The sequence below is a fragment of the Mesorhizobium sp. CNPSo 4689 genome, from assembly GCF_057784325.1.
This window is the reverse complement of record NZ_JBWLUZ010000033.1, coordinates 23,359-40,261: the sequence shown is the minus strand read 5'-3', so window position 1 is coordinate 40,261 and position 16,903 is coordinate 23,359. Positions and strand designations below refer to the sequence as shown.

Annotated in this window: 13 protein-coding genes; 6 read left to right on the top strand and 7 right to left on the bottom strand. The window is 62.5% G+C overall.

Going from position 1 to position 16,903, the window contains the following annotated elements:
* Positions 1 to 86 precede the first annotated feature (86 nt).
* Positions 87 to 2,129 (top strand): ABC transporter ATP-binding protein/permease, encoded by a 2,043-nt coding sequence (locus tag AC04SI_RS27500; RefSeq protein WP_404282743.1) that lies wholly within the window; start codon positions 87 to 89, stop codon positions 2,127 to 2,129.
* 126 nt (positions 2,130 to 2,255) lie between these two features.
* Here the strand turns inward: AC04SI_RS27500 and AC04SI_RS27495 are convergent, their stop codons facing one another.
* Entirely contained in the window at positions 2,256 to 2,627 is a 372-nt protein-coding gene (locus AC04SI_RS27495) for a VOC family protein (protein ID WP_488475248.1), read from the bottom strand.
* Between the two features lie 918 nt (positions 2,628 to 3,545).
* On the opposite strand from AC04SI_RS27495, the gene AC04SI_RS27490 reads away from it, so the two are divergent.
* Positions 3,546 to 3,833: a hypothetical protein gene (locus AC04SI_RS27490; protein WP_404282741.1), complete on the top strand. Its 288-nt coding sequence runs from the start codon at positions 3,546 to 3,548 to the stop codon at positions 3,831 to 3,833.
* 88 nt (positions 3,834 to 3,921) lie between these two features.
* Here AC04SI_RS27490 and AC04SI_RS27485 read toward each other — a convergent pair whose 3' ends face one another.
* Together AC04SI_RS27485 and AC04SI_RS27480 are read right to left on the bottom strand one after the other, a co-directional pair.
* Positions 3,922 to 5,490 (bottom strand): serine hydrolase, encoded by a 1,569-nt coding sequence (locus AC04SI_RS27485; protein WP_404282740.1) that lies wholly within the window; start codon positions 5,488 to 5,490, stop codon positions 3,922 to 3,924.
* A 179-nt stretch (positions 5,491 to 5,669) separates the two neighbouring features.
* Positions 5,670 to 5,975 carry a hypothetical protein gene (locus AC04SI_RS27480; RefSeq protein ID WP_404282739.1) on the bottom strand — a complete coding sequence of 102 codons (306 nt, stop codon included), beginning with the start codon at positions 5,973 to 5,975 and terminating at the stop codon, positions 5,670 to 5,672.
* Between the two features lie 266 nt (positions 5,976 to 6,241).
* Here AC04SI_RS27480 and AC04SI_RS27475 point away from each other — a divergent pair, with 266 nt between their 5' ends.
* Positions 6,242 to 8,839 (top strand): bifunctional diguanylate cyclase/phosphodiesterase, encoded by a 2,598-nt coding sequence (locus AC04SI_RS27475; RefSeq protein WP_404282738.1) that lies wholly within the window; start codon positions 6,242 to 6,244, stop codon positions 8,837 to 8,839.
* Between the two features lie 114 nt (positions 8,840 to 8,953).
* Here the strand turns inward: AC04SI_RS27475 and AC04SI_RS27470 are convergent, their stop codons facing one another.
* On the bottom strand, positions 8,954 to 9,859 hold the full coding sequence (locus tag AC04SI_RS27470) for a LysR substrate-binding domain-containing protein (protein ID WP_488475247.1): 906 nt from the start codon (positions 9,857 to 9,859) through the stop codon (positions 8,954 to 8,956).
* Positions 9,860 to 10,061: 202 nt separating this feature from the next.
* Here AC04SI_RS27470 and AC04SI_RS27465 point away from each other — a divergent pair, with 202 nt between their 5' ends.
* Both AC04SI_RS27465 and AC04SI_RS27460 read left to right on the top strand, forming a co-directional pair.
* Complete coding sequence (locus AC04SI_RS27465) at positions 10,062 to 11,363, top strand: FAD-binding oxidoreductase (protein ID WP_404282827.1); 1,302 nt, start codon at positions 10,062 to 10,064, stop codon at positions 11,361 to 11,363.
* A gap of 22 nt (positions 11,364 to 11,385) precedes the next feature.
* Complete coding sequence (locus AC04SI_RS27460) at positions 11,386 to 12,564, top strand: MFS transporter (protein WP_404282736.1); 1,179 nt, start codon at positions 11,386 to 11,388, stop codon at positions 12,562 to 12,564.
* 164 nt (positions 12,565 to 12,728) lie between these two features.
* On the opposite strand, the gene AC04SI_RS27455 is transcribed toward AC04SI_RS27460, so the two are convergent.
* A complete protein-coding gene (locus AC04SI_RS27455) occupies positions 12,729 to 13,094 on the bottom strand; it encodes a hypothetical protein (protein WP_404282735.1) in 366 nt (121 codons plus the stop codon).
* A gap of 281 nt (positions 13,095 to 13,375) precedes the next feature.
* Here AC04SI_RS27455 and AC04SI_RS27450 point away from each other — a divergent pair, with 281 nt between their 5' ends.
* Positions 13,376 to 14,029 carry a glutathione S-transferase family protein gene (locus AC04SI_RS27450; protein ID WP_404282734.1) on the top strand — a complete coding sequence of 218 codons (654 nt, stop codon included), beginning with the start codon at positions 13,376 to 13,378 and terminating at the stop codon, positions 14,027 to 14,029.
* A gap of 68 nt (positions 14,030 to 14,097) precedes the next feature.
* On the opposite strand, the gene AC04SI_RS27445 is transcribed toward AC04SI_RS27450, so the two are convergent.
* Both AC04SI_RS27445 and AC04SI_RS27440 read right to left on the bottom strand, forming a co-directional pair.
* Positions 14,098 to 15,720: an ABC-F family ATP-binding cassette domain-containing protein gene (locus AC04SI_RS27445; RefSeq protein ID WP_006201480.1), complete on the bottom strand. Its 1,623-nt coding sequence runs from the start codon at positions 15,718 to 15,720 to the stop codon at positions 14,098 to 14,100.
* 176 nt (positions 15,721 to 15,896) lie between these two features.
* The gene (locus tag AC04SI_RS27440; protein WP_404282733.1) at positions 15,897 to 16,640 is read right to left on the bottom strand and encodes a 2OG-Fe(II) oxygenase; all 744 of its coding nucleotides are present in this window, start codon (positions 16,638 to 16,640) and stop codon (positions 15,897 to 15,899) included.
* Between the last annotated feature and the right edge of the window lie 263 nt (positions 16,641 to 16,903).

Below are 16,903 nucleotides of genomic sequence, written 5' to 3'. Positions count from 1 at the left end.
CACGTAGCCGACACTCAGCGGGCTGCCCGCTGGCATCTCCAGCGGACATCATGAAACCTTCTGATTTTTAAGCCGTTGTCGGCCTGATGTCAGAAGCTGTCAAACCGAAATCGGCCGACGGCGCCAGGCCGGGCGGCGCCCGGAAGTCGCGCCAGCAGCAATCGCGCCAAGAGAAATCGCGCGGAGAGAAGTCGCGCGAAGAGAAGCCATTGGCAGTCGAAGCCGAGGAGGTCGTCGGCGAGGCCGCGCCGCCGCCGGAGGCCGTCGAGCCCGATCCGGAGTTGACGCCCGAGCAGGCCGAGCAGGCGCGCAAGAAATATCTGCTGCGGCGTTTCTGGATCGGCGCGCGCGGCTACTGGAGCCGGCGCGGCGACCGGCTCGCCTGGCCGTTCACCATCGGGGTGCTGCTGCTCATTTGCATCAATATCGGCTTCCAGTATGGCATCAATGTCTGGAACCGCTCGATGTTCGATGCTCTTGAGCAGCGCAACGCCCGCAGCGTTTATTTCCTCAGCGCCGTATTCGTGCCGCTGGTGATCTGCAGCGGCAGCCTTGTCGTCACGCAGGTCTACCTGCGCATGACGATCCAGCGCCGCTGGCGTTCCTGGCTGACCACCGCGGTCATCGCGCGCTGGCTCGCCAGCGGCCGCTACTACCAGCTGAACCTCGTCGGCGGCGATCACCAGAACCCCGAAGCCCGCATGACCGAGGATCTGCGCATCGCCACCGAATCTCCCGTCGATTTCATCGCCGGCGTCCTTAACGCGTTCCTGTCGGCCTCGACCTTCATCGTCGTGCTGTGGACCATCGGCGGCGCGCTGACCCTGCCGATCGGCGGCGAGAGCATCACCATTCCCGGCTTCCTGGTCATCACCGCGATGATCTATGCCGCCATCACCTCGACCTCGATGGTGGTCATCGGCCGCAATTTCGTCCAGCTCTCCGAGCGGAAGAACCAGGCGGAGGCCGAACTGCGCTACACGCTGACGCGCGTGCGCGAAAACGGCGAGAGCATCGCCCTGCTCGGCGGCGAGGACGAAGAACGCAGCGGCATCGACAGGAATTTCGGCCATGTGCTGAGGCAATGGGCGCTGCTGACCGGCCAGCACATGCGTACGGCGGCGGTGTCGCAGGGGTCGAGCCTGTTTGCGCCGGTCGTGCCGATCCTGCTGTGTGCGCCAAAATTCCTCGAAGGCTCAATGACGCTTGGCGAGGTGATGCAGGCTGCCTCTGCCTTTGGCATCGTGCAAGGAGCGTTCGGATGGCTGGTCGATAACTATCCCCGTCTCGCCGACTGGAACGCCTGTGCGCGGCGCATCGCCTCGCTGATGATGTCGCTCGACGGGCTGGAGCGAGCCGAACAGAGCGACGCCCTGGGACGCATCCAGCGTGGTGAAACCGAAGACGGTGCGATGCTCAGCCTCGACAATCTCTCCGTGACGCTCGACGACGGCACGTCCGTGGTCAAGGAAACCGAGGTCGTGATCGAACCGGGCGAGCGGGTGCTGGTAGCCGGCGAATCCGGTTCAGGAAAGAGCACGCTGGTGCGGGCCGTCGCGGGACTGTGGCCATGGGGCGGCGGCAGTGTCAATTTCCACGCCGAGAGGCGACTGTTCATGTTGCCGCAACGTCCCTACATCCCCTCAGGCACGCTTCGCCGTGCAGCCGCCTATCCTGCCGCCGCCGACAACTGGACGATTGACGAGATCAAGGCTGCCCTTGACAAGGTAGGCCTCGCCTATCTCGCCGCCAGGATCGAGGAAGACGCGCCATGGGACCAGACCTTGTCGGGCGGCGAGAAGCAGCGGCTCGCCTTAGCGCGTCTCCTGCTGCACAGCCCCGATATCGTCGTGCTCGATGAAGCAACCTCGGCGCTCGACGAGAAGAGCCAGGACAAGATGATGGAGACGATCATCCAAGAACTGCCGAAGGTCACCATCATAAGCGTGGCGCACCGCGCCGAGCTGGAAGCCTTCCACAGCCGCAAGATCACCCTGGAGCGGCGCAAGGGCGGCGCCAAGCTGGTCAGCGATATCGAGCTTGTCCCGCGCAAGGGCAGACGGAACCTTCTCTCGCGCGCCTTGTGGGGCTCAGGCACTTCTGCCGCAAGGCGGCGTCAGGTTAAGTAAGGCGGCGCTATCCCAGACAAATGTGAACTGCTGCAGTACGCACACGCGTCCTGACTCAAGTCCGAAACCGGCGGCGAAAGCTCACCGCCTTATCAAAACCAACAGCCCGCCGCCGTCAGCTCTGCGTCAGGCTCCGTCCTTCTTGAACTCAAATAGCTCGATGACGTTGCCCGATGGATCTTCGAGCAAGATGGCGCGGCCAGCACCGCTGTCGCTGATTTCCCCGCGGAATCTTGCATCAGCCCGGCGCAACCGCTCAATGAGGACATCGATCTCGTTCGTAACGATCATAAATCGGTTCCACCCGCCCGGCTTCGGATCGCCGCCCGCCTGACCACCGCTCCCCGCACCCGGGGCGCTGAGATATAACGTCAAGTCGTCGCGCAGCAGCGCGGCGAACTTGCCCGGACTGTGCTTGTCGATCTTGAAATCGAGATTGTCTCGATAGAACGCGACCGCCTCGTTGACGTCGGCAACGATGTATCGGACGGATGCCATTCAACCTTCTCCTCGGTTTTGTGGCCACAACGGTCATCTCGTGCAAAAGGTTTCCTGTCGGTGGTCGGCCCGACCGCTGGCCAGGTGCATGACGGACAGATCGCCAACACGCTGCTGGACCATCTCGGCGCGCGCACGACGCCCTAGTCATTCGGAGACCAATGGTATTTTTAGTGGAAGGCTAATATACATAGACGCTCGAACCAGCAGCGCCTGCCGAATGTTTGAGGAATGCCATGCGGAGGTTCATCTTCACGGCAATGTGCATCGCCGCGGCAACAGGCGCCAACGCCCATGATTGGTACGAAGACAGGATTGACCCGCTGACGAAATTCAAGTGCTGCGGCGGATCTGATTGCCGCGCCATACCTAGCTCTTCGGTACGGTCCAGAATTGATGGGGGCTACATTTACTTGCCGCATAATTTCATCATCCCGAAGGATCGCGTGCAGGAATCCCCAGACGGCCAATACCACATCTGCGAGAATACATACGTCATAACCAATCAGCTGTATTTGCGTTGCTTTTTCGCACCTCGGGTCAAGATCTCTCTCCTGCTCTCACGTTAAGGTAAATACTGCGCGTCGCTCGCTGCCCTGAACGGACGTTCGCGTTCACTACACAGGAAGCCAGAAGCTGCCGTCCCGGTTCCGGCCACCCGGAAGCGAGCTCTGCGATCCATCCGTTTCCTTCCGGCCGTGGTGGCCAAAGGAGAAACATCATGGGACTTTCACTGTACGATCCCGCAGCCAATTTCCCGCTGCCGCGCTCCACGCTATTGCGAGACGGTCAAATTTGAGCTTCCGCATTCATGCTTTGTCGAGCGTATCTCTTAGAGTCGCTTAAACCTTCTGCGCCGTAAGTTTTAGCCGTGCTGAATCGCCGTCAGCGACGATGACGACGAAATAGGAGAACGCAATGGCTCGCAATCACGTTGAACGTCTTGGAGAGTTCAGGGAAATCCTGGTCGCGACTCGACGCGAAGGAATCCGTAACGTGCACCATACTCGCGACGCAATGCGGGCAAGTGGCTTTCAGATCGGGGACAGCGACGGCTCCAGCTACGGAGCCGAGCTGAAGGCGCTCCAGGAGGAAATCGAGGCAGTCGATCGCGCCATTGAAGACGAGAAGCGGTTGGCCTTGACCCTCGAGAGCGCGGCTCAATCCCGCCGACCGACTAAACCGAGAATCGTGAAGGGAACATAGAGTCGGCCCTTGGCGCCCGTCGCCTCGAAGCGGTCGGCACTACCCTGGATAAGGTCGGCTTCAGCGCTTGCGCCGGCATGTCCGCTGTCTACCGGCCATCTTGGTCGCTGACGCGCCGCAGCGTGCCGAGATGATTGTCGTCGAGAAACTCTATCGTCATCGCCGACGCCTTGCCGTCCGGGCCGACGACGAAGCTGACGCCCGTTGGCCTGTCCGGTGTCTCGGCATCGGGGAAGGTCAGGAACAGGTCGCCGTCGAAATGCGTCAGCGAATAGGACCGGGCGCCAGCCGGGCCGACCTTGAGCACAAGGCCGTCTCCTGCACTCGACACGACCGCATCGCCGATGAAGTCGTTGGCATAGCGGCCGGCATAGGCACCGGCCGGTCCGGCGGGCCTTACCGGAGACGGCGGCGCGGCATAGGCGGCCTTGGCCGCCTCGACCGCCGGACCGAACAGGCCGGCATAGATCCCGTCCCATGCCTTGATCCAATCCTTCTCGACCGTTCCGTCGAAGACGAGGTCCGCAAAACTGTCGGACAGCCCCTCGGGCACGCCTGTCGGAAAGGCATTGGCGATGATGACGATGCCAAGCTTCTCCTTCGGGAAGACTGTCACTAGGGTGCGCGCGCCGACGCTGAAGGCGCCCGCATGGCCCCAGCTAAGACCGTGCCGGCCGAATTCGACATTCCAGCCGAGGCCGTAGAAACTCTCGCCGCCGGAAACGGGGTTCTTGCCGCGCGTCATCAACGGCACATGCGTCTGCGCCAGCGCATCGGCGGCAATCAGCGTCTTGCCGGCATAGACCCCGTTGCCGGTTATGAGGCGCACCCATTGCGAGAGATCGCGTGCCGTGGAGCTGACGCCGCCCGCCGGCGCCTGCGCATCCGGATCGCGCTTGATCTTCGCGGCCCAGGCGCCATCAACCTTGACGTGGAGCGCGGCGCGATTGGCGTGCTTGACGAAGTCGGAATGGCGGGAGCTGGTCGAGGCCATGCCAAGCGGACGGTAGAGCTTTTCCTCGGCGACCTCCTCCCAGGGTTTGCCTGTCGGCTTGGCGGCAGCAATGGCACCCTCGGTCAGTCCGAAATTGCTGTAGGAGTAGCCGGCACGAAAGCTCGACGATGGCGGCACGGACCGCAGCCGATGCAGGATCTCGGCGCGGTCGTAGCCGATGTCCTCGAGGTCGTCTCCGGCGGTGCCCGGAAGCCCGCTGCGATGCGCGAAGAGGTCACGGACGGTGAGTTGGCTGGTCGGATAGGGATCGGCCAGCCGGAAGGCCGGATCGAGGTCGGCGATTTCCGAATCCCAGGACACGATCCCGTCGCTGACCAGCGCCGCCACGACGGTGGCGGAGACCGGTTTGGAGAGCGAGGCGATCTGGAACACGGTGTCGGCGTCGACGGCCTCAGGCTTGCCGGCCTCGCGATGCCCGAAACCTTTGAGGAAGATCACTTCGTCGTCGTGCACGACGCCGATGGAGAGACCGGGCACGGCACCGTCGGCGACGGCGGCTTCGGCGAGCGCTTCGAGCTTCGACAGGGCAGCCGCGATGCGTTCGGGCGTGATGTCGTCGGCCGATGCCGCACGCGGCCAGAACGCCATGACGACGATGAAGGCCCAGATGCGCCAATGGCAGAGATTCCGATCCAGCCGCACGATCGAGCCTCCTCCCCTGTATTCACCTGGTGATTGTACAGGCCGGCGCGCGCGAGGCCAACTCTCCCATCGGTTGTGAGTGTCGAACCTCTCTTAGGCTAGACAGTGGCAACCCAAAGGATACGCGCTCTGTCGCGCGTGCCAATCAACGGTCGCCGGCCGTTGCATCGCTGTGCGCGTCAGCCCGCTGACGCCCGGCGGTGCTTTCTCAGCCTGGTGATCGCCGACTTGTCGACCGTAATCACGCCGCCGCAGTCGATCCGCACAGTCAGCTTGTCGGCTTCGCGATCGATGCGGGTGACGTCCCCGACAAGGAGAACCTTGTCTCCGGCGCGGGTCTTGGGTGGCGGGTCGATCGCATAAGGATGGTCATACGATGGGATGCTCACCCTGGCGCGTCCGCTAGGAAGAATGGTGATGACGGTACCTGTCAGCGCGACCTCGTCACCGATCTCAAATTCCCGAGGCATGTTAAAATGCAGCATGGACTTCCTCCCGATGCTTTTCACAAATTAATGCCTGGCAAAGTGAGTTGGTTGCTTCAAATCGCTGGAAAACCCTCTCCGTCTGTCCGTTAAGCACTGCTTCAGCCCGCGGACAGGAATGCCGGCAACAATGGGCCCAATGCTGAAACTTGCGGCTGGCCTGGAAGGTTAAATTTAAGCACTTTCTACTAGGTTCGCCCGATGGGCTATTGTCCAGGAAAGGTATTCGGGTCGAATTGACCAGAACGGGATTCAATCTCGGCCGCGTGAGTCAGGCCGTTTTTTCTGCCGCCAACTTGCCGGCGGCGATAGCCTTTGTCGTGCTTCTGATCTGCGCCGTTTTTGCCGACCAGCAGAACAGACAAGTCTCCGATCAACTGGCGCGCGCCGATGTCCTGGCCAAGGTCAACATTATCCGCGCCAAGCTCGAGGGTAACATAAACGGCAATCTCCAGCTCGTGCGCGGCCTGGTATCGGCCATCGTCACCGAGCCCTATATGGGCCAGCAGAGATTTGCCTCGCTCGCCGGCAATCTGTTCGAGCAGAAATCGCAATTGCGCAACATCGCCGGCGCGCCGGACCTCGTCATTTCGCTGATGTACCCGATGGAAGGCAACGAGAAGGCGATCGGGCTCGATTACCGCAAGAACGAGGCGCAACGCACGGCGGCGCTTCGGGCGCGCGACGGACGCACGCTGGTGTTCGCCGGTCCGGTCGACCTGGCGCAAGGCGGACGCGGCTTCATAGGCCGCATCCCGGTCTTCGTGGCGACGGCGGGCGGCGGCGAGCGCTTCTGGGGAATCGTCTCGGCGGTAGTCGATGTCGAGAGGCTCTATGCGGCGAGCGGCCTCAACGACCCCCAACTCGACATCGATGTCGCGCTGACCGGCAAGGATGCGCTGGGCGGCGGTGGCGAACGTTTCTTCGGCGGCGATAATGTCATCGCCGGCGAGCCCGTGACGGCCGAAGTGCAGCTGCCTTCGGGCTCCTGGCGGATCTCGGCCATTCCCAAGGGCGGCTGGCCAGCGGCGCCGAAGAATGAGCGGACCTTGCAGGCACTCATGGCGCTCGCCGGCGTGCTGGTGGTGCTGCCGATCCTGGTGGCCGGGCGGCTGTTCGGCGAAAGGCAGAAAAACTATGCCGAGTTGAGACGCCTGTCCGGGCGGCTGGAGCTGGCGCTGGAGGCCTCGGGCATCGGCGTGTGGGAGCACGACCTCGCCACCAACGAACTGGTGTGGGACGACCGCGTCAACGAGATCTACGGCAGGCCCGCCGACGGCAAGCCGCGCGCCTATGATGACTGGTCGGGGACGATCCATCCCGACGATATCGAGCGTGCCCGGCAGGATTTCGACCAGGCCGCGGCGACCAAGGGCCTCTACTCCTCGCAATACCGCCTCGTCCATGCTGACGGCCATATCCGCCATGTCCGCACGCGCGCGACCTTCTTCCAGGACACTGGCGGCACGCCGAAGATGATCGGCGCCGAATGGGACGTGACCAGTGACGTGCTGCTCAACGAGAACCTGGTGCGCGAGCGGCAGCTGTCGGAATCGAAGAACGCCGAACTGGAGACCGCCAAGGCGCGCATCGAGCATGTGGCGCTTCACGATTCGCTGACCGGCCTGCCCAATCGCCGCTATCTCGACGAGATGCTGGCCGAAAGCGGCGAAGCCGGCCGGCGCACGGCGCTGCTGCATCTCGACCTCGACCGCTTCAAGCAAATCAACGACACACTCGGCCACGCAGCGGGCGATGCCATGCTGTTGCATGCCTCGAAGGTGATCAAGGCCAATGCCGGGGCAGCCGATTTCGTGGCGCGCATCGGCGGCGACGAGTTCGTGGTGGTGAGCCATGGCCGTGGCGACGACAAACTTGCCGAACTTGCCGACCGCATCATCGAAGAGATGCGCCAGCCGATCACCTACCAGGGCCACCAGTGCCGGTTCGGCGTCAGCATCGGCATTGCCGCCAACAGCGGGGTCGACGCCAAACAGTTGCTCGTCAATGCCGATCTCGCGCTTTACCGGGCGAAAAGCCATGGCCGCAATCGCTACGAATTCTTCAACGAGGAACTGCAGAGCGAGATCGTTCGGACCAAGCAGACCGCCGATGAAATCCTGGGCGGGCTGGAACGGAACGAATTCATCGCTTACTACCAGCCGCAGTTCGACGCCAAGACGCTCGAGATCGTCGGCGTCGAGGCGTTGTCGCGCTGGAAGCATCCGCGGCGCGGCATCCTCGCCCCCGCCGCCTATCTCAAGGTGGCCGAAGAGCTCAATGTCGTGGCGCTGATTGACAGCGTCACCCTCAAACAGGCGCTGGAGAATTTCGAGCGCTGGTCGCATCTCAACATCGCGCGCGTGTCGGTCAACGTCTCGGCCAGGCGCCTGGAGGACCGGGACCTGATCAAGGGGTTGCGCACGCTCGCCATCAAGGAAGGGACCGTGTCGTTCGAACTGGTCGAGTCGATCTTCCTCGACGAGAACGACGATTTCGTTTCCTGGAACATCGAGCAGATCAAGGAACTCGGCATCGACATCGAGATCGACGATTTCGGCACCGGCCACGCCTCGATCGTCAGCCTGCTCAAGCTGCAGCCGCGCCGGCTGAAGATCGACCGCCAGTTGATCACGCCGATCATCGACTCGAGGGCGCAGCGGCGGCTGGTGTCGTCCATCATCGAGATCGGCAAATCGCTCGGCATCGAAGTGGTGGCCGAAGGCGTCGAAACGATGGAACACGCGCGCATCCTGAAGGAATTGGGCTGCGACATCCTGCAGGGCTACGCCTTCGGCCGTCCGATGGACGCCAAGGCCTTCAAGGCCTTCGCCCAGTCGCGCAAATGGCTGGCGGTAGGGTAGCGGGGCGCCCTACGCCCTCAGTCCCGGCGGCCATGCGCCGCATGTCGGCCGTACAGTTCAGGTTTGCCATTTCCTGAAAGCTGACGTCGCAGGAAATCAGCTCGGTAGACAGTCTCAAGCGACGTTTCTCATCCACGCCAGGAAAGACTCTATGATCGTGGATCGCGGACTGTGATGCATCCAGACGACATTAAAGCTGTAGCCCGGCAAGGACAATGGATGCGCCTTGACGAGCGAGCCGTTCTCCAATTCACGGCCAACCACCACGTCACTAAAGATCGCAATACCTTGCCCGGCGACAACCGCATCGATCGCATGCAGTTCCTCGCGGAAGCTCAAATCCCAAGCTTTGTCCGGGATCAGCTCTGGATCGATTGAACGGGCCGTCGCTAGCCACCGGGACCAGGTGGGAGCGTCCGGATCCCGGTTCATCCAGTCAAAGTGGATCAACGGATAGCGCAGGAGATCTGCAGCACGCTCAATCGCTCGTCCGTCGCTTGCCAATAGTCGGGGACTGCAAATGGGAAAGAAGGAATCGCGGCATATTTCCTGCGCGGCAAAGCCCAAAGGCGGGCGACGTGTGTAGCGGATCGCCACATCCGCAGCGCCGGCGCGCAGATCGAGCAGCGCGTCCGTCCCGATGATCTCCAGCGGGATCGCCGGGTTGGCCTCTCGCCATTTCGGCAATCGAGGCACCAGCCATCGGCTCGCGAAAGCGTTCGGGCTCGTCACCCGCAATGGCGCTTGAACATCCGGCTCGGCCACTGCGGCAAGGGAGCCAGCGAGAAGATCAAAGCCGTTGCGGAGGATCGGAAACAGCCGCGCTCCCGCACTCGTCAGCACGAGCGGACGTGGCCGGCGCTGGAACAGCTTGAGACCGCATATCTCTTCCAGCAAGCGGACCTGGTGGCTGATCGCTGTCGGCGTCACGCCGAGTTCCGCCGCCGCGGCCTTGAAGCTGCCGTGCCGAGCGGCGGCCTCGAAGGCGTGCAAGGCGCGCAGAGGCGGGCGATTTGTCATGCCGGCAGCGTAGATGAATTTTGCTCATCTGGCAGCCAAGAATTTCGCTTTTGCAGAAGGTTGCGCCCCTGTGAGACCATCGTCCTGTTGAAACCGCAGAGCGATATCGATGGAGCTTCCACGACAGACCGGTGCAATATTGGGTCGATCCCATTCTTCGACCACTGCGATCGAACAGCTACGGCAAGGCTTGCGGGGCGAAGTGGTATTGCCGACGGACGCTACCTACGATCAGGCACGGAGGGTCTGGAACGGGGCGATCGACAAACACCCTGCTGCAATTGTCTTTTGCGCCGATGCCGATGACGTCGTCCGTGCCGTGACTTATGCCAGGTCACAAGGCTTTGTCGTGGCAGTTCGCAGCGGCGGTCACAATGTCGCCGGTCTGTCAGTCTGCGACGATGGGATGGTGATCGATCTATCCCGCATGAAGAAAATCGCAGTCGATCCTGAGCGCCGCATCGCCAGGGCCGAAGCTGGTCTGACCCTCGGGGAGTTCGACGCAGCCACACAGGCGCACGGTCTTGCGACCACCATGGGCGTCAACAGCGACACCGGTATCGCCGGCCTCACACTCGGTGGAGGCTTCGGCAAACTCGGGCGAAAGCACGGTCTGAGCTGCGATAATTTGATCGCGGCCGAAATTGTCGCGGCCGACGGACGGCTGTTGCGAGCAAGCGCAAGCGAGCATCCCGAACTGTTCTGGGCCCTGCGAGGCGGCGGCGGCAATTTCGGCATAGTGACGGCGTTCGAATACCGGCTGCACCCGCTCGGCCCAGCTCTTCTGATGGGCTCGGTGCTTCACGCCTACGATCAGGCGCGCGAGGCCATGCGGTTTTACGACAAATTCTCCCGCGACGCTCCGGACGAAGTGAGCGTCGATGCGGCGCTCGTCACACTGCCCTCGGGCGACAGTGCCTTCAGCATCTCGGCTTGCTATGTCGGGGCACCCGAAGCGGGCGAATCCGTCATCGCGCCGCTGATGACATTCGGATCCCCCATCGAAAGCCACCTTCACGCCGTTCCCTATCTTCAGATTCAATCGGCGGGTGATAGCCTCTTTCCACGCGGGCGACGCTATTACTGGAAGGCGCAGTTCCTGCGTGAGATCAGCGATGGTGCGATCAACGCGCTGCTCGACAGTTACGCGAAGGCTCCCAATCACTCGTCCCTGCTGGTTTTCCAGCAGGTCGGCGGAGCAATCGCTCGTGTGCCGGCCTCCCACTCGCCCTACGCCAATCGCGACGCGGCCCTCGACTGCTTCCCCATCGCTATCTGGGACGATCCGGTCGATGACGAGGTAAATATCCGCTGGGCGCGCGACTTGTGGAACGCGGTCAGACCGTTCTCCACCGGCGGTGTCTACGCCAACAATCTTGGTGACGAGGGTGACGAGCGCGTGCGTGATGCCTACGGTGGAAATTATGCGCGCCTCGCCGCAATCAAGAAACGATACGACCCGACCAATTTCTTCCGATTGAACCAGAATATCAGTCCTGAATAGTTCGGAATATCGCGGGGGAACCGTGCGCAGTCGCTGGACGATCCTTGCTGTCCTGTTCGTCGCCCGCACGGCAATGGCATTTCAATTTCAGAGCGTCGCCGCCGTCGCGCCACTTGTCGGCGATAGCATCGGTGTGAGCTTGGCCGACATCGGCATTCTGATCGGTCTCTATCTTGCACCGGGAGTAGCGTTGGCCCTGCCTGGCGCGACCATCGGCCAGCGCTATGGCGACAAGGCGACCGTTCTCGCCGGCCTCCTGATGATGCTGGCGGGTGAAATGCTGATGACGTCGTCTACGTTCTGGAGCCTGCAGATCAGCGGCCGACTGATTGGCGGAACTGGCGGCGTTCTCTTGAACGTCCTGATGACCAAGATGGTCGCCGACTGGTTTGCCGGCCGGGAAATCGCAACCGCCTTGGCCATCTACATCAACTCGTGGCCAGCGGGCATCGCCATTGCTCTCATACTGCTGCCGGCAATCGGAACGGCGTTCGGGATGACCGCCGTGGGCATTGCCGTTTCGGTACTGATTATCGTCAGCCTCGGCCTGATGACCTTCGTCTATCGCGCCCCGGAGGTACCACCCGCCGGTGGAGATGAGCGCCACGGCATCTCGGCCTGGACGACCTATGCCCTGATCGCCGCCGGCCTGATCTGGTGCCTCTACAATGTCGGCTTCGCAATGGTCTTCAGCTTCGGTCCGTCGATGCTCGTCGAGCGCGGGTGGTCCAACTCTGCGGCGGGATCGACGATCAGCGTCGTGCTTTGGCTGGCCACCCTTTCTGTCCCCTTGGGTGGCTTCCTGGCCGATCGCACCAAACGCAGCGGCGCGGTTCTCGTCGCGGGCTGTGCCGGCCTTGCGTTCCTCATGCTTCTTCTGTCACGAAGCGGACTAGTGCTGCCCCTCATCATTGCCATGGGGATCGTATGCGGCTTGCCTGCCGGCGCGATTATGAGCTTGCCGACGCGCGTGCTCGGTCAGAGGACGCGATCGATCGGGATGGGAGTGTTCTACACCGTCTACTATGCCGGCATGCTGGCCGGACCGGCGATCGGCGGCAAACTTGCCACTTGGGCCGGCACCGCGACCGTCGCGCTCGATTTCGGCGCTGCCGCACTCCTCTTTTGCCCCCTCCTTCTTTGGCCATTCCACCGGATCAGCCGCCTTCCACAGCCGATAGTGGTTCCATCCAGGCAATAGTTAGACAGATAGGGCGGTTCATCGTTTCATCGACGCGACCAGGAGGCCGGTGCTCCTTGCCCATAAAATCCCAAGTCGATTACCGCTGCGCGCTTATCAGAATTCGATCGCGGCAGAGGCCACGGCATCGTTGAGCAGTCCGCTTCGTCTCGAAGGAGTGATGCCTACGGATATTTCGTCCGCCTTGCGATCGCATCCTGGGCGCTTGAATCGCCCTGCAACTCCTTTGGCAGTGGAAGGCTTGAGCACCGCAAGTGCACCTCGCGGGAAAACAATTTTCGTTGCTTCTGCTCATGCTCCTTGGTCGCTGCTACGAGCCCTAGTGAGTACGGGCCAAGCAGGACGCCGAAGCCCCACCCCGGGTGCTCTTTTTCGCGGGCGTCGTAGTCCGAAGCCGCCATTCGAGCTTGCTGGCATTCCGGCGACACCCATTTCGGGTCTTGCTTCGAAAGCGACGTTTCGTAGTCGACCGGGGAGGTCACGCATCCAGCCAATATCGCGGCCAACGCGACCAACATTGCAATTCTCATTCCGTAAGCCTCTCCTAAAGCGTTGCGGAGAGTACACAGAACTCTTCTCCCCACAACCCCCACAAGGCCATAGCTCCGGCAAGGCAGCCAGTAAGCACAGCTATCGGCCGCGCCCAGAAGACACGGACCGCGAAAACCCATGAAAACGAGATAGTTGTCGGGAGCCGCGCGGCTCGTTCGTCCTCTGGATGCAAAAGCGCAAGAACCGGATACCTGACCATGAGAAAGATCGTCGCAATCACGCACATCGACAACGTCATGCAATCACCCGGAGCCTTTCAATGACCCCCACCATCACAGCCTTTGAACGATCGCCCGACCGCGGCAGGGGACAGGCCCGTGACATGCGTGTTCGTTGGGCGCTCGAAGAAGTCGGCCAAGCTTACGACGTTCGTCCTGTTTCGTTCAGCGCGATGAAGCAACCCGCGCATCGTGCGCTTCAGCCTTTCGGGCAGATCCCGACCTATGAAGAAGGCGATCTCGCTCTGTTCGACTCGGGGGCCATCGTGTTCCATATCGCGGAGCGCAATGCGGGCCTGCTGCCGGACGACGCGAATGCCAGGGCGCGAGCGATCACATGGATGTTTGCCGCGGTCAGCACGCTGGAGCCGCCGATCGTGGATCGGGAAACCGCCATCCTCCTGGAGCGCGACGAGGCCTGGCACAAGCAGCGCCTGCCCATGGTCGAGGATCGTATCCGTAGCCGGCTGAGCGAACTCTCCGATCGCCTTGGCGATGCCGACTGGCTCGATGGTGCGTTCAGCGCCGGTGACCTCCTGATGGTGATGGTGCTGCGCAGGTTGAACCGATCGGCTCTGCTGGACGAATATCCGAACCTCTCCGCCTATGTCGCCCGCGGCCAAGCGCGGCCGGCCTTCAAGCGTGCTTTCGAAGCTCAATTGGCGGTTTTCACCACCGCATCAAACGACGGATGAGGGCCGCTCCAGATCACTTGCGGCAGACGCGAGTGGGCGTCCGCCTTGTGCCAATTGCCGCCTAGCCCCTAGCTCCTCAGCCCCGGCGCTTCCTGCCCGGTGCGCTCGACATACTCCGTATAGCCGCCGCCATAGGTGTGGATGCCTTCGGGCGTCAGTTCGAGCACGCGGTTGGAGAGTGCGGCCAGGAAATGGCGGTCGTGCGAGACGAACAGCATCGTGCCTTCATATTGCGAGAGGGCGGTGATCAGCATCTCCTTGGTGGCGATGTCGAGATGGTTGGTCGGCTCGTCCAGCACCAGCAGATTGGGCGGATCGAACAGCATCAGCGCCATCACCAGCCGGGCCTTCTCGCCGCCTGACAGCACGCGGCATTTCTTCTCGATCTCATCGCCGGAAAAGCCGAAGCAACCGGCAAGCGCCCTGAGTGGTGCCTGGCCGGCCTGCGGGAAGTTATCCTCCAGCGTCTGGAACACGGTGCGCTCGCCCTCCAGCAGCTCCATGGCGTGCTGGGCGAAATATCCCATCTTGACGCTCGGGCCGCGCGCCACCGTGCCGGCATCGGGGTCGGACGCGCCGGCCACCAGCTTCAACAGCGTCGACTTGCCGGCGCCGTTGACGCCCATGATGCACCAGCGCTCGCGGCGGCGGACTTGAAAATCCAGCCCCTCATAGATCGAGCGGCTGCCGTAGCCCTTGTGGACGTTCTTCAGCGTCACCACGTCCTCGCCGCAGCGCGGCGCCGGCTGGAATTCGAAATTGACGATCTGGCGGCGCTTCGGCGGCTCGACGCGGTCGATCTTGTCCAGCTTCTTTACCCGGCTCTGCACCTGCGCGGCATGCGAGGCGCGCGCCTTGAAGCGTTCGATGAAGGCGATCTCCTTGGCCAGCATCGCCTGCTGGCGCTCGAACTGCGCCTGTTGCTGCTTGTCGGCGATCGCCCGCTGCTGCTGGTAGAATTCGTAGTTTCCCGAGTAAGCGGTGAGCGAGCCGGCGTCGATCTCCACCACCTTGTTGACGATGCGGTTCATGAACTCGCGGTCGTGCGAGGTCATCAGCAGCGCGCCGTCGTAACCCTTGAGGAACTGCTCCAGCCAGATCAGGCTTTCGAGATCGAGATGGTTGCTCGGCTCGTCGAGCAGCATGACATCGGGGCGCATCAACAGAATGCGGGCCAGTGCCACGCGCATCTTCCAGCCGCCGGAGAGTTTGCCGACGTCGCCATCCATCATCTCCTGGGAAAAGCCGAGGCCGTCGAGCACCTCACGCGCGCGGCCGTCGAGCGCATAGCCGTCGAGTTCCTCGAAACGGTGCTGCGCCTCGCCATATTTTTCGATGATCTCGTCCATCCGGTCGGCCTGGTCGGGATCGGCCATGGCCGCCTCGAGTTCCGCCATTTCGGCCGCCACGTCGCTGACCGGCCCTGCGCCGTTCATCACTTCGGCGACTGCGCTGTGGCCTGCCATGTCGCCGACATCCTGGCTGAAATAACCAATAGTGACGCCGCGATCGACTTGCACCTGGCCCTCGTCGGGCTGTTCCTCACCATTGATCATGCGAAACAAAGTCGTCTTGCCGGCGCCGTTGGGGCCGACAAGGCCAATCTTCTCGCCCTTCTGCAGCGCGGCCGAAGCCTCGATGAAGACGATCTGACGGCCATTCTGCTTGCCGATGCTTTCGAGACGAATCATGGGGTGTTCCGGGAGGCCGATGCGAGGTTGAGGGATTTGCCCGGGGCCATACGCGAATGAGGGTGCCGGGGGAAGAGGCAGAAGCGCCGCAGCGCCGACAGTGAAGGCTAGCGACGGCGGCAGTGACAGCCGATCTCCCCCCTCGCGGGGAGATTGGCAGCCGCGGCGCCAGGCCTCTACTTCGCGTCGTGGAAGATGATGCCGACCGTATGCCGCATGCCCGAGCGCAGGCGGCTGACGCCGTGCCTGAGATTGACCCGATAATGGCCCTTGGTGCCTTGCACCGGGCGGTTGTGGACGGCGAAGACCACGGCGTCGCCCTGGGTGAGCGGCACGACCTCGGCGCGGCTCTGCATGCGCGGGCGCTGCTCGGTCAGCACGAACTCACCGCCGGTAAAATCCTCGCCTGGCTCCGACAGCAGGATTGCCACCTGCAGCGGGAAGGCGAGATCGCCATAGAGGTCCTGGTGCAGGCAGTTGAAGTCGCCGGGGCCGTATTGCAGCAAGAGCGGCGTCGGCCGCATCTGGCCGTTGTCGTGGCATTGCTTCAGGAATGCGGCGTGGTCCGCGGGATAGCGCTGCGCCAGCCCCAAGCGCTCGTTCCAATCGTTGGCGACCTCGGCCAGACGCGGATAGAGCGCGGTGCGCAAGGCGCCGATCAGATCAGGCAAAGGGTAACGGAAATAGCGATACTCGCCCTTGCCGAAACCGTGACGTGCCATGTGGACATGACTCCGGAAGTGCTCTTCGTGCGGATAGAGCACCGCGATCTCGGCGCATTCCTCGGGCGAAAGCAGCTTTTCCATGACGGCGCAGCCATGGTTGTTCAGTTCGCTAGCCAGTTCGCTCCAGTCCTGATCGGCGACACGCGCCTCCGCCGAACGATTTGCACGACGAGCACTTATCGAATGGATGGTCATGGGGTTGCTCCCGGTCGGTTGGTTGCCCAAAGTGGGGCGAACAGAGGGCGTTAGCCACCCGTTTCATGCGGAGATTGGGCGCCACTTTCCCTTCTCCCCTTGTGGGAGAAGGTGGATCGGCGCGACAGCGCCGAGACGGATGAGGGGTGTTGGAAGGAATGAGGCGGCGGCGATTTCAGACACAATGCCAAGCTGGAACACCCCTCATCCGACCGAGCTTCGCTCGGCCACCTTCTCCCACAAGGGGAGAAGGGAAGATCGCA